Below are 13494 nucleotides of genomic sequence, written 5' to 3'. Positions count from 1 at the left end.
TCTAAGCAGCGGGTAGAGGTCTGGCGGGTCAAATACCTGTTTTTTTCACAGTGTTCATTCGCTGCGTTTAAGAATTCGATTTGAATATCAAACCATCCATATAAAACATTGGACGCGAATCGTTGAGAACTGCACCATGCAAGCTCGGCCCGTAGAGGCTCGACTAAAAACAGGAGACAAAGACATGCAACGACGCCAATGGTGGGCCACGCTGGCCCTGACCGCGATAGCCACCGTAACAACAGCTGCCTATGCCAGCACAGCGCAGGGCAACTACCCCAATGCACCGATCACGATGATCGTGCCTTTTGCGGCAGGCAGCGGCACCGATGCGGTGGCCCGGGCCGTGGGCCAGAAGCTGGGTGAGCGCCTGCAGCAGCCGGTGATTGTGGACAACCGCGCGGGCGCCAATGCGCAGATTGCGGCAGGCCTGGTGGCGAAGGCCAAGCCCGATGGCTACACCTTGTTCATGACCACCAACACCTCGCACTCGGCCAATCCCTGGCTGGTCAAAAGCCTGAAGTACGACCCGATCAAGGATTTCACGCCGATTGCCCGCGTGGGCGAGCTGCCGTTTGCGCTGGCGGTGCACCCGTCGGTGCCGGCCGATTCGGTGCAGGCGCTGATCGACTATGCCAAGGCCAACCCGGGCAAGCTCTCGTACGCGACGCCCAACAGCACCTCCTTGGTGGCATCAGAGACGCTGCGTTTTCTGTCCAAGACCGATATCGTTGGCGTGCCCTACAAATCCAGCCCGCAGGCGCTGACCGACCTGATGGGCAACCAGGTGCAGATGTATGTGGTGGACCTGGGCTCGGGCTGGAGCATGCTCAAGACCGACCGGGTGCGCACCCTGGCCGTGACGGCCGCGAAGGGCAGCAAGATCCTCCCCAATGTGCCGCCCATCGGCAAGACCTTGCCGGGCTTTGACATCACCTCCTGGAACGGCATTTTTGCGCCAGCGGGCACGCCCCCGGAGGTGGTCAACAAGATCAATGGCGCCTTGCAGGCGGTGCTGGCCGATGAGGCCGTGCAAAAGCAGCTCGAACAGATTGGTTTTGAAGTCTGGCCTACGAAGACCCCGCAGGAGTTTGCGCAGTATGTGAGCGAGCAGCTGGCGTACTGGGGGCGCCTGGTCAAACAGGCCGATATCCCTGCGCAATAAGTCTGGGCTCTGTCTCCGACGCCTTTGTTAACTCTTACAGAATGACTGCCCCACGATGACTTCGCGCTACCTGATCCGTGCCTCCGAGGTGGAGGCTTATAGCCCGGCCAACCATACCGGAACCTTTAACCGCCGCCTGGTGAGCCAGGCCAATGTGGGCGCCCAGCATATGGAAGTGGTGCTGGGCGAGATTGCCAAGGGCGGCGGCGCGCTGCCGCATGCCCACCCCGGCATGGAACAGGCCTGCTACCTGCTGGAGGGCACGGCCCATGTCGAGGTGGAGGGCGAGAGCTTTGAGATGGTGCCGGGCGACACCTGTTTTTTCCCGGCCGACAAGATGCACATCTTCCAGACCACCAGCGACACACCGGCCAAGCTGCTGGTGATCTACAGCCCGCCCTATGGCGAGAACCCGGATCGGGTGCGCCGGCCGGCCTGAGCGGCGATGTGAACCTGCGCCGTGCACGGCACGGCGCCATTGATTGAGTACTGAGGACCGCAACACCATGGATTTCGCCCTGACCGAAGAGCAGCAACAGATCATCGATGCCATCGAGAAAGTCTGTGCCCCGTTTGATGCCGACTACTGGCATGCCCGTGACAACGATGGCGCTTTTCCTGAAGACTTTTACCGCGCGCTGGCCGATGCCGGCTGGCTGGGCATTGCAATGCCCGAGGCCTATGGTGGTGCCGGCCTGGGCATCACCGAGGCGGCCTTGATGATGCATACGATCTCGGCCACCGGCGCGGGTCTGTCGGGCGCGTCTGCGGTGCACATGAACATCTTCGGCCTGCACCCGGTGGTGGTCTATGGCACCGAGGAGCAAAAGGCGCGCATGCTGCCGCCGCTGATTGCCGGCAAGGACAAGGCCTGCTTTGGCGTGACCGAGCCCAACACGGGGCTGAACACGCTCAAGCTCAAGACCCGCGCGGTGCGGGATGGCGACCACTATGTGGTGCATGGGCAGAAGGTCTTCATCTCCACCGCGCAGCAGGCCAGCAAGATCTTACTGCTGGCGCGCACCAAGCCGGTGGAGGAATGCAAGGGCACCGAAGGCCTGTCGCTGTTCTATACCGACTTTGACCGCAGCAAGATCGAGGTGCATGAGATCGCCAAGATGGGCCGCAAATGCGTGGACACCAATCAGCTGTTCATCGATGGGCTGCGCATCCCCGTAGAGGACCGCATTGGTGAGGAAAACCGGGGTTTTGAGTACATCCTGCATGGCATGAACCCCGAGCGCATTTTGATTGCCTGCGAAGCGATTGGCCTGGGCCGCGCTGCGCTGGGCCGCGCCACGCAGTACGCCCGCGAGCGCGAGGTGTTCAACCGCCCGATTGGCCAGAACCAGGGCATCCAGCACCCGCTGGCCGAGCGCTGGATGGAGCTGGAGGCTGCTTTCTTGCTGGCGATGAAGGCGGCCTGGCTGTATGACCGCCATCAGCCTTGCGCGGCCGAGGCCAATGCGGCCAAGTTCCTGGGGGCGGAGGCGGGCTTCAAGGCCTGCGAGAGCGCCATCTTCACGCATGGCGGCATGGGCTATGCCAAGGAGTTCCATGTCGAACGGCTGATGCGCGAGAGCTGGATTCCGCGCCTGGCGCCGGTGAGCCCGCAGCTGATTCTGTGCTTTATCGCAGAGAAGGTGCTGGGCCTGCCCAAGTCCTACTAGGCGGCGCCATGGCTAGTGCGGTGCCGGGCCATCCACTGCGGCGTGCTGCCAGCCCGCACTGGCTGGGGCATGATACGCAGATGAAGACCCATTTGCTGCGTTATTTTGTGGTGCTGGCCGAGGAGCTGCATTTTGGCCGCGCCGCCCAGCGCCTGGCCATCACCCAGCCTCCGCTGTCGGTGGCCATCAAATCGCTGGAAGAAGATTTGGGCGTGCGGCTGCTGGAGCGCGATGCCAAGCAGGTGCGGCTGACCGACGCCGGCGCCGCCTTCTTGATCGAGGCGCGCCAGGTGCTCAGCCAGATCCAGCGCGCGGCCGATGTGGCGCGCAATGTGGCCCAGGGGCGCCAGGGACAGCTGGACATTGGCGTGACCGGCTCGATGATCTACCGCGACCTGCCCCATGTGATGCAGGCCTTTGCGCAGCAGCGGCCCGATATCGACATCACCTTGCATGAGATGTCTACCACCGAGCAGCAGGCGGCCATTCTGCGTGGCCAGCTGCAGGGCGGTTTTGTCAACATCATCACGCCCGCGCCGGGGCTGGAGCTGTGGCCGCTGGCGCCGGATACCCTCGTGTGCTGCCTGCCGGAAAACCACCCCCAGGCCCAGCAGGCCAGCCTGGACCTGCGCAGCCTCGCCCATGAGCGCTTTGTGATGTTTGTGCGCGATGTCAGCCCGGCCAATTACGACAATGTGATCGCCTGCCTGCACAACGCCGGCATCCACCCGCGCACCAGCCATGCGGTGCGGCAGTGGCTGGCCGTTATTTCACTGGTCGCCATTGGCCAGGGCGTGGCGCTGGTACCCTCCTGCATGCAGCGGGCCGGCATGGCCGGTGTGCGCTATGTGCCGCTGCACAGCAACCATGGGCAGACGGCGCTGACGGCGGGTGCCTTTGTCTGGCACCCGCAAAGCCGCTCGGCGGCGCTGGATGCGCTGATTGAGGTGATCAAGGCGCCGAGGACCGGTTCAGACGACTAGGCCTTCAAGAAGAACAGCACCGCCATCACCAAGCCCGTCAGCACTATGCCGGCGCGCAACCACTGCGGCGCAATCTTGCGTGCCACTCGGGCGCCCAGGTAGCCGCCCAAGGTGGCGGCCACCATCATCAGCAAGGCGGGCTGCCATTGCACGACGCCGCCAGCGGCATAGATGGCGACCGCAATGGCGGTGAGCAGCGCAGAGACCAGGTTCTTGGTGCCATTCATCGCATGCAGATTGGTCTGGCCCAGCAAGCCCAGTAGCGCAAGCAGCAGGATGCCCAGGCCGCCATTGAAGTAGCCGCCATAGACAGAGACGGCCAGCATGCCCAGCGCGGCCTTGCTGCGCGATGGCGCGGCGCCATGTTGCGCACCCATGGCCCATTGGCGCAGCTGCGGGCCAAAGGCAAACATGGCGGTGGCTGCCAGCAGCAGCCAGGGCACGATCTTGCGGAAGGCCGCCTCAGGCGTGACCAGCAGCAAGCCGGCGCCCACGGCACCACCCAGCAGCGCGAGCAGGATCACCGCCTTCATCGACAGGCCGGGTGGCGCCTGCATATCGTCCTTGAAACCCCAGGCGCCAGCCGCATAGCCCGGCAGCAGTGCCACCGTGCCGGTGGCATTGGCAACCACCGGCGGCACACCGGTAAAGACCAGTGCAGGCAGGGTCAGAAAACTGCCGCCTCCCGCGACGGCATTGAGCGCGCCGGCCACCAGGGCAGCGGCCAGCAAGATGGCGGTGTCGAACATGTCTCCTCCTGTTATGGGCCGAAGGCCTTTATGAGGAGAATTCTAGGTAGTAATGGCGCGAAGAAGCGGCTGGATTAGTCGCTCAAAAGTCATCATTGCCTTGAGGCGGGAACGCCCAATGGCCAGGCAACTGGCCAAGCGCCTTACTTCTGGTACGGATCGGTAAAACCCAGCTCTTGCATGATGGCCGTCTCGTAGGCTTCCATCTCTTCGGCATCCTGCTCGCTGGTTTCATGGTCCCAGCCCTGGGCGTGCAAGGTGCCATGCACCAGCAGATGGGCATAGTGCTCCTGCAGCGACTTGTTCTGTTCCTTGGCCTCACGCGCCACCACGGGTGCGCAGAGCACCAGGTCGGCCAGCACGGTGGGCTCCTGCTGGTAGTCAAAGGTCAGCACATTGGTGGCGTAGTCCTTTTGGCGGTACTCGCGGTTCAGCGCCTGGCCTTCTTCGGTATCGACAATGCGCACGGTGATCTCGGCGTCGTCGGCCAGCGCGTGGCGAATCCAGCGCGTGACCTGGCCCCGGGGCAGGGCGGCGCGGTGCTCGGCCACGCCGTCAAAGCGGGCAAATTGCAGCGACAGGGTGAGTTGGTTCAATGCCATGTTGTTGTTGATCGGTGGGGTGGCAGAGGTGGGGGCGTTCGGGCTGGGCTCAGTCGTCGCGGGCCGGACGGCGCTGCTTGTCGTAGGCGTCCACGATGCGCGCGACCAGCGGATGGCGCACCACATCGGCGCTGGTAAAGCGGTTGACGGCAATGCCCTTGACCCGCTTGAGCACGCGTTCGGCATCGATCAGCCCGCTCAGCTGGCCCTTGGGCAGGTCGATCTGGCTCACGTCGCCAGTCACCACCGCCTTGGCGCCAAAGCCGATGCGGGTGAGGAACATCTTCATCTGCTCGGGCGTGGTGTTCTGTGCCTCGTCCAGAATGATGAAGGCGTTGTTGAGCGTGCGGCCGCGCATGAAGGCCAGCGGCGCGATCTCGATGGCATTGCGCTCAAAGGCCTTTTGCACCTTGTCGTAGCCCATCAGGTCGTAGAGCGCGTCATACAGCGGGCGCAGATAGGGATCGACCTTCTGCGACAGATCGCCGGGCAGAAAGCCCAGGCGCTCACCGGCTTCCACTGCAGGGCGGGTCAGCACAATGCGCTGCACTTGGCTGCGCTCCAGCGCATCGACGGCGCAGGCCACGGCCAGGTAGGTCTTGCCGGTGCCAGCCGGGCCAATGCCAAAGGTGATGTCGTGCGCGGCAATGTTCTCCAGGTAGCCGGCCTGGTTGGGCGTGCGCGCGCGCAGGTCGGCGCGGCGCGTGTTCAGCACGATCGCGTCTTCGGGCGCGGCCATCAGTTCGCTGTCGCCGGCCATCATCAGCTGGATCTGGTCTTCGCTGATGGGGGTATCGGCCATCTCGTACAGCGCCTCCAGCAGCTCCAGCGCCTCGTTGGCCACAGCCTTGGGGCCGTCGATCTTGAACTGCTCATGGCGATGGGCGATCTTGACGCCCAGATGGTTCTCGATCTGGCGCAGATGCGCATCGGCAGGGCCGCAGAGATTGGCAATGCGGTTGTTGTTGTGGGGCGTAAAGGTATGGCGCAGGATCACGCGGCAAATTCCGTTGAAAAATTCAGTATGCTTGCAGGCGGGCACGCGACGCCCATCGGGGCGGCCGCAGACAAGCTACAAGGAAAGATACAAATGATAGGCCGATTGAGCGGAACACTGGTGGAAAAGATGCCACCCGAGGTACTGGTGGATTGCCATGGTGTGGGCTATGAGGTGCAGGTGCCCATGAGCACCTTCTACAACCTGCCGGCCGTTGGCGAAACCATCACGCTGCTGACGCAGTTTATCGTGCGCGAGGATGCGCAGCTGCTGTACGGGTTTGGCACGGCCGAGGAGCGCCAGACTTTCCGCGAGCTGATCAAGATTACCGGCGTGGGCCCGCGCACGGCGCTGTCCATCCTCAGTGGCATGGGCGTGACCGATCTGGCGCAGGCCGTGTCGCTGCAGGAGGCGGGGCGCCTGGTGAAGGTGCCCGGCATCGGCAAGAAGACCGCCGAGCGGCTGCTGCTGGAGCTCAAAGGCAAACTGGGCGCGGACATGGGCGCCCGAACCGTCGCGGTCAACGATGCCCAGGCCGACATTTTGCAAGCACTGGTGGCCCTGGGTTACAGCGACAAGGATGCCGCTGCCGCTCTGAAACTGTTACCTGCCGACATCAGCGTAACGGACGGTATCAAGCAGGCGCTGAAAGCCCTGGCAAAATAGCCCGCGCAGAGGCGCCCGGGCAGCAGCCCGGTCGAGTGTCACGATCAATACCAATCAACACGGAGTGGACGAATCCATGAAATCTTCCAAGTATGCAGTGCCCGGTCTGTTGTGGACTACCGGCGTGGCTGCGGCCCTGGCTTTGGCGGGCTGCGGCGGCGGCTCTGGTTCCGACGACAACAACAACGGCGGTACGAACCAGCCCAAGGCCTATGTGCTGGATTCGGTCGTGCTGCCCGCATCGGCCATCAAATCGGCCGCTGTAGCGCCTGCATCCTTGGGTGCATCGGTAAAGACCCGCTTTGTGGTGCTGCCCGAGCTGGAAGCGGAAAAGACCGTGGCCAGCGACAATGGCCCCGCCCAGCAGATCGGCACGCAGCGCGCTGTGGCGGTCACCAGCACGGTGGCCCAGACCCAGTCGGCCCTGCAGTGGAGCACCTTGGCCAATGGCCAGCAGGTTGCGGCCATCAATATCCAGTCGACTGGTGCCTATGGCCTGCGCGCCGGCGTGCTGGTGGACAGCCTGCCCGATGGCGCGCAACTGCGCGTTTACAGCCAGGAACATCCCAATGCCATCGTTGAGCGCAGCGGTGCTGAAGTGAACGCGCTGCTGGCGCAAAACCGCAAGGCGGGTGAGACCGGCGCGGCCGCCAACACCTGGTGGACACCCGATGTTGGCACAGGCGACACCACGGTCGAAGTGGTGTTGCCAGCCGGTACCGGTGCCGATGCACTGCGCATCTCGATCCCTGTGGTCTCGCACATCTACCAGAACCTGTCCTTGCCGACCGACGCTGAGCTGGCAGAGACCACCAAGGCCGACACCTCGGCAGCTTGCAACCTGGACGCCACTTGCACCAACAACTACCAGACCGAGCGCAATTCCGTCGCCCGCATGGTGTTCACCCGCTCGGACGGCAACTCTTACCTGTGCACCGGTACCTTGCTGAACAATACCAAGGGTGACTTTGCGCCGTACTTCATCACCGGCAACCACTGTATTTCGACGCAGTCGTCGGCCTCGTCGATGCAGACGGCCTGGTTCTACCGCTCCAGCAGCTGCAACTCCGGCGTGCCCGGCGCCAATGCCGCGCTGCGCAATGCGGGCGCTACCTTGCTGTACGCAACCGCCTCCACCGATGCGGCACTGCTCAAGCTCAATGAAATGCCTCCCGTGGGCGTGACCTTGGCAGGCTGGGATGCCCGCACTGCCGGCCAGGTGGGTGACGCTGTTTACGGTCTGCACCACCCCGGTGGCAACCTGCTCAAGTACAGCGTAGGCTCGGTCGTGGGCTACATGAACTGCTCGGCCGGTGCTGGCAATGCCATCACCTGCAGCACGGGCGACTCCAACAGCGGCTACTACAGCGTGCGCTGGAGCCAGGGCACTACCGAAGGCGGCAGCAGCGGCTCGTCGCTGTTCCGCAGTGGCCGTGTGGTGGGTAACCTGTACGGTGGTGGCGCCAGCTGCCTCGCCCCCAATGCGTCCGACTATTACGGCCGTTTTGACAAGGTGTTCAGCGACCGCATCTGGACCTGGCTGGCGAGCTGATAGATTCGACGCGAATGGCGGCCCAGTTGCCGCACCTTTCTCCACAAAAACCTGCCGGTGTGACAACGGCAGGTTTTTTTTTGGGATAAGGGCTCCGCAGCCCGCCGACCTCGCTCCAACACATAACGCTGCTAATTTCTCCGAGGCCAAGTAGTTTTATGGGCTATGTTTAATGTTGGGATCTGTTATCAGTATTAACCAGACGTCTTTATATTTTGTTGAATATAATAAAATATTTAATCAACGAAAAAGTTTCATTTTGTGGGTCACTCGTGCATCTGTAGTAAGAGTGGACGTTTGCTTCGAGGTTGGTTACCTGTAGATATTTAACTTACGGTTATGGGTATTAGCAAATGACACGGATGCCAAAATGAAAATGCAAATGGTAAATTTGCTTTTTGTGGGTATTTGAACAACACTTGATTTGGAGTGAGCTTGTCATGAAATACGCATTATTTGCAGCGGCTGCCTTACTGTCTGTAGCAGGAGTAGCCGCATCCCAGCCTAGAGGCTTAATCGTGGACTCTGTGGTATTGCCTCCATCCCTCATCGAGAAATCGAAAGTTATGCCAGTGCCGCTAGATGCACGGGTACCAACACACTACGAGGTGCTGCCCGAGCTGCACATGGCACAAGTGATGGCAAGTGATGGTGTGGATGGCCCTGCACACAAGATTGGTGTGGCGCGTGCTGTAGCCGCTACCAGTTCAGTTGCGCAAGTTCAGTCGGCATTGCAATGGAGCCCGCTGCCGTCTGGACAGCAGGTGGCCGCTATCAACATTCAGTCAACAGGCGCTTATGGACTGCGTGCCGGTGTGTTGGTCGATAGCCTCCCCGATGAAGCGTTGCTGCGCATCTACAGTCAGGAAAATCCGAATGCCATCCTTGAGCACAGCGGAGCTGACGTCAACGCACTGCTGGAACGCAATCGCCAGGCCGGTGAATCTGGCCCTGCAGCCCGTACGTGGTGGACGCCAGACGTGGGTGCTGGAGATACCACCTTGGAAGTGATGCTGCCAGCCGGTTCAGATCCTGGTGCCATGCGAATTTCCATCCCGCTCGTCTCCCACATTTACGAGAACCTGTCGATTCCAACAGATATTGAATGGGCAGCGAGGAACGAGGCCGCGCCCAGCCAAGCAGGGCCTTCGGAAAGTTGTCGGCAGGACGTCACTTGCACGGATGACTATCAGTCAGAGCGTAATGCAGTAGCCTTCATGGTATTTACCGACCAGAATGGCAGCACTTTTCAATGTACGGGGACCCTGCTGAATAATGCAAAGGGTGACTTCGCACCTTACTTTCTAACAGCGAATCACTGTATTTCAACCCAGGCAGTGGCATCGACGATGAACACCGGCTGGTTTTTCCGGTCCAACAGCTGCAATTCACGTTCGCCAATAGCTACGTGGCAAACGCGCCACGCCGGTGCGACCTTGTTGTACGCGAGCGATATGACGGATTCCTCATTGCTCAGGCTCAATGAAATGCCCCCGGAAGGTGTGACCTATGCAGGCTGGAGTGCTGACGCTGCAGTCCCTGTGGGTCAGGATATCTATGGTCTGCACCACCCCGGCGCAGATCTGCTCAAGTACAGCGTGGGAACAGTGTCGGACCATGTCAGCTGTCAATCCACTGGAGACCGTGGCATTAGCTGCGACCCGGAAGATCCAGACGGCGGGTTTTACGCCGTGAGCTGGGGTGAGGGCAGGACCGAGGGAGGTAGTAGTGGATCTGCACTGTTTAGCGATGGCCGGGTGATTGGCAGTCTGTACGGTAGCAACAGCCGCTGTATAGCTCCTAAGGGCCATAGCTACTATGGGCGATTTGACAAATTCTTCGCCGACGGAGCTTCACAATGGTTGGCCGCTGAACAGTAATCCCTGACGATAGCGGTTGCGCCGCTGATGACCCGAGGGTCTGCTTGCAGGCCCTTTTTTGCGCCTGGTTAACGAATATTTTGTTTTTGTACTAGTCCATAGACTTGTCTGATGAAGGCGCGTGCTCTAGATTGGCTCCATCTGATCGGTAGTTTGTGTTGATCGGAGGGGCCTTTCTTGCGAGGAGTTCATCATGTCTTGTCGCATTGTGTTCCGCCTGGGGTCTGCACTCTCTCGCCATTGGCTGCGGCTGGTGCCGGTGCTGGTGGTTGCGGGGGCCAGCGGTTGGGCCCAGGCCAGTTGGCAGGTCGAAGCGCGCAGCATGCCAGCCAGCCCAAGCACTGCCCTGACCAGGCAAGCCGCTGCCCTCTCGGCCCCAGATGTCGTTCCCGTTGTGCTGCCACCCTGGCAAGGCAGCAAGGCGCTGGTGCCCGATGAGGGCGGCGTGCGCCAGATTGGCGTGGCGCGTGCGCTGGGCGCGTTGGATACCGCAGAGAAGGTGGCCAGTTTGCTGCAGTGGGAAGCCTTGCCCTCGGGGCAGCAGGTCGCCGCCGTTCAATGGATGGCACCGGATGCCTATGGCCTGCGTCTGGGCGTGGAGTTTGCCGCATTGCCGGCGGTGGCCGTGTTTCGGCTTTATGCATCGCCCGAGGCCTCTGTGAGCTACGAAGTGACGGGTGCTGCGCTGCTTGAGCGCCTGGTTGCCGACGCACAAACCGGCAAACGAACATGGTGGACGCCGGATGTGGGTCCGGCGCCAGTGCTGGAGATTCTGCTACCCGCTACCCTGGCACCCAGCCGCCTGCAATGGGCGATGCCCCAGGTCTCGCAGATGGTCGTGCCGCCCAATATGGCGGTGACCCATGTTGGCGAGGTGCTGCAGCTGGACGATGCCGTCGTGCTGACCGAAAAACGCCGCCCCAATGCCTGCCAGGGGGATGTGAATTGCCAAGACAGCTTGCTGGACCAGCGCGATGCGGTTATCCGCATTTTCTATGTGAACCAGGGCCGCACCTTCCAGTGCACGGCCACCCTCATCAACAACCCGCGCCAGGATCTGACGCCCTATGTGCTGACGGCCGCCCACTGTGTGGGAGACCAGGCGGCCGCATCCACCTTGCAGACTTCCTGGTTCTACTACTCGCAGTCTTGCGACAGCAGCCAGCTGTTTGCCGGCCACACCGAGATGTACGGCGCGGCGCGCTGGTTGGCATCGAGCAGCGCCAATGATATGACCTTGCTGCAGCTCAACGAGCCGCCGCCCGCCGGGGCCTTGTTTGCAGGCTGGGATGCCACAGCGCTGCTGCCAGGAACCGCAGTGGCTGGCCTTCACCACCCGCACGGTGATCTGATGATGTTTGCGGCAGGTACCGCTGAAGATGACGCTGCCTGCAAGGTGGACAATGGCAGTCGCCGCCTCGATTGCAGCGCGCAGACGCAGAGCGATGGCGGCTTCTACCATGTGCGCTGGAGCCAGGGCGGTATCGAAGGGGGCTCGAGCGGCTCGGCGCTGTTTGTAGATGGCCGACTCACGGCGACTCTGACCGGCGGTGACATCTGGTGTGCCGCCCAAGATGGCCGGGTGGTGTATGGCCGGCTGGACCAGGCGCTGGCCAGCTTTGCCGCCTGGCTGGGCGCGGAGGTTGCGGTGAACAGCGGTATGCAGCAGCCGGTCTACCGCTTCCAGGTGCTGAAGACCGGTGGCGCTTTCTATACCGTGTCGTCGCAGGAGCGTGACCTTGTCATCGCTGCGTTATCTCATGACCTGGTCTTTGATGGCATCGCCTTCTATGCATCCGCCCGTGCGCATGCCCGTCTGGTGCCCGTCCACCGGTATTTCAACCCCAATGTGGGCGCCCATTTCTACACTACCAGCGATGCCGAGCGGCAGTTTGTGCAGACCTACCTCCCCCGCTGGAATTACGACGGCATCGCCTGGTGGTCACCCGCGCAGCCCGGCGATGGGGTAGAGCCCGTGTACCGCGCCTACCAGTATGTGCCGGGTGTGCATCTCTACAGCCTGCAAGTCCAGGCGCGTGATGCCTGGCTGGCCGATACGGGGCTTTTGTATGACGGACTGGCTTATTATGTGTGGGATGCGCCCTAGGCCATGCCCGCACTGACCCATGACTATCCATACCGATTCCTTCGCCGCCGCGCCCGCCCCCCGTCCTGACAACCGCGTGATTTCCGCGAGCCAGTCCTCGCCGCAGGAGGAGGTGCTGGAGCGCGCGCTGCGCCCCAAGCAACTCGATGAGTATGTGGGCCAGGCCAAGGCGCGTGAGCAGTTGGAAATCTTCATTGGCGCCGCCAAAAAGCGCAGCGAGGCACTGGACCATGTGCTGCTGTTCGGCCCGCCCGGCCTGGGCAAGACGACCTTGTCGCACATCATCGCCTCGGAGTTGGGCGTGAACCTGCGCCAGACCAGCGGCCCGGTGCTGGAAAAACCCAAGGACCTGGCCGCGCTGCTGACCAATCTGGAGCGCAACGATGTGCTCTTTATCGACGAGATCCACCGTCTGTCGCCCGTGGTTGAGGAAATCCTCTACCCGGCGCTGGAGGACTACCAGATTGACATCATGATTGGCGAGGGGCCGGCGGCGCGCTCCATCAAGCTGGACCTGCAGCCTTTCACCCTGGTGGGGGCCACCACGCGCGCGGGCATGCTGACCAATCCGCTGCGCGACCGCTTTGGCATCGTCGCGCGCCTGGAGTTCTACACCACGGAAGAGCTGACCAAGATCGTGATGCGCAGCGCCGGCTTGCTGAACACGCCGATTGACGACGAAGGCGGGCTGGAAATTGCCCGCCGCTCACGCGGCACGCCGCGTATTGCCAACCGCCTGCTGCGCCGCGTGCGCGATTATGCCGATGTCAAGGGCAACGGCCGCATCACGCAAGAGATGGCGAGCCGCGCACTGGCCATGCTGGATGTGGATCCCTTAGGCTTTGACATCATGGACCGCAAGCTGCTCGAAGCGGTAGTGCACCGCTTTGATGGCGGGCCGGTGGGGCTGGACAATATTGCCGCCAGCATTGGCGAGGAGCCCGGCACGATCGAGGATGTGATCGAGCCGTATCTGATTCAACAAGGATTCTTGCAGCGCACGCCGCGCGGCCGCATGGCCACCCAGGCGGCCTACCGCCACTTGGGGCTGGTGGGCGGCGGGCCCGGGCAGGCTGCGTTGGTATAACGTATAAAGCCCCATTGCTGGGGCTTTGAACATGGG

At 62.1% G+C, this 13494-nt stretch carries 12 protein-coding genes; 9 read left to right on the top strand and 3 right to left on the bottom strand.

Annotated features, from left to right (window positions below; translation table 11 throughout):
* Positions 1 to 184 precede the first annotated feature (184 nt).
* From LPW39_RS22710 to LPW39_RS22695, 4 genes are all read left to right on the top strand, one after another.
* The gene (locus LPW39_RS22710) at positions 185 to 1165 is read left to right on the top strand and encodes a Bug family tripartite tricarboxylate transporter substrate binding protein (RefSeq protein WP_133855098.1); all 981 of its coding nucleotides are present in this window, start codon (positions 185 to 187) and stop codon (positions 1163 to 1165) included.
* Positions 1166 to 1220: 55 nt separating this feature from the next.
* Positions 1221 to 1604 carry a cupin domain-containing protein gene (locus LPW39_RS22705; RefSeq protein WP_230780869.1) on the top strand — a complete coding sequence of 128 codons (384 nt, stop codon included), beginning with the start codon at positions 1221 to 1223 and terminating at the stop codon, positions 1602 to 1604.
* Between the two features lie 67 nt (positions 1605 to 1671).
* On the top strand, positions 1672 to 2835 hold the full coding sequence (locus LPW39_RS22700; protein ID WP_230780867.1) for an acyl-CoA dehydrogenase family protein: 1164 nt from the start codon (positions 1672 to 1674) through the stop codon (positions 2833 to 2835).
* A gap of 80 nt (positions 2836 to 2915) precedes the next feature.
* Entirely contained in the window at positions 2916 to 3818 is a 903-nt protein-coding gene (locus tag LPW39_RS22695) for a LysR family transcriptional regulator (protein ID WP_230780866.1), read from the top strand.
* Here the strand turns inward: LPW39_RS22695 and LPW39_RS22690 are convergent.
* From LPW39_RS22690 to LPW39_RS22680, 3 genes are all read right to left on the bottom strand, one after another.
* Positions 3815 to 4567 carry a sulfite exporter TauE/SafE family protein gene (locus LPW39_RS22690; protein WP_230780865.1) on the bottom strand — a complete coding sequence of 251 codons (753 nt, stop codon included), beginning with the start codon at positions 4565 to 4567 and terminating at the stop codon, positions 3815 to 3817. The genes LPW39_RS22695 and LPW39_RS22690 overlap by 4 nt on opposite strands.
* Before the next feature lie 143 nt (positions 4568 to 4710).
* Positions 4711 to 5169, bottom strand: a complete 459-nt coding sequence (gene ybeY / locus LPW39_RS22685; RefSeq protein WP_230780864.1) for an rRNA maturation RNase YbeY — start codon at positions 5167 to 5169, stop codon at positions 4711 to 4713.
* A 49-nt stretch (positions 5170 to 5218) separates the two neighbouring features.
* Positions 5219 to 6166 (bottom strand): PhoH family protein, encoded by a 948-nt coding sequence (locus LPW39_RS22680; RefSeq protein ID WP_230780860.1) that lies wholly within the window; start codon positions 6164 to 6166, stop codon positions 5219 to 5221.
* Positions 6167 to 6259: 93 nt separating this feature from the next.
* Between LPW39_RS22680 and ruvA the strand changes: the two genes are divergently transcribed.
* The 5 genes from ruvA (at position 6260) to ruvB (ending at position 13458) form a co-directional block, all read left to right on the top strand.
* Positions 6260 to 6832 carry a Holliday junction branch migration protein RuvA gene (gene ruvA, locus LPW39_RS22675; RefSeq protein WP_230780859.1) on the top strand — a complete coding sequence of 191 codons (573 nt, stop codon included), beginning with the start codon at positions 6260 to 6262 and terminating at the stop codon, positions 6830 to 6832.
* A gap of 76 nt (positions 6833 to 6908) precedes the next feature.
* Positions 6909 to 8384, top strand: a complete 1476-nt coding sequence (locus tag LPW39_RS22670; protein WP_230780851.1) for a trypsin-like serine peptidase — start codon at positions 6909 to 6911, stop codon at positions 8382 to 8384.
* Between the two features lie 440 nt (positions 8385 to 8824).
* Entirely contained in the window at positions 8825 to 10264 is a 1440-nt protein-coding gene (locus LPW39_RS22665; protein ID WP_230780849.1) for a trypsin-like serine peptidase, read from the top strand.
* A gap of 193 nt (positions 10265 to 10457) precedes the next feature.
* Positions 10458 to 12371, top strand: a complete 1914-nt coding sequence (locus tag LPW39_RS22660; RefSeq protein ID WP_230780847.1) for a trypsin-like peptidase domain-containing protein — start codon at positions 10458 to 10460, stop codon at positions 12369 to 12371.
* Between the two features lie 19 nt (positions 12372 to 12390).
* The gene (gene ruvB / locus LPW39_RS22655) at positions 12391 to 13458 is read left to right on the top strand and encodes a Holliday junction branch migration DNA helicase RuvB (RefSeq protein ID WP_230780845.1); all 1068 of its coding nucleotides are present in this window, start codon (positions 12391 to 12393) and stop codon (positions 13456 to 13458) included.
* Positions 13459 to 13494 lie beyond the last annotated feature (36 nt).

The organism is Comamonas koreensis (assembly GCF_021026195.1).
In the GTDB taxonomy this organism is placed as follows: domain Bacteria; phylum Pseudomonadota; class Gammaproteobacteria; order Burkholderiales; family Burkholderiaceae_C; genus Comamonas; species Comamonas koreensis.
The sequence above is the reverse complement of the archived record's forward strand: the minus strand, read 5'-3'. Positions and strand labels throughout refer to the sequence as shown.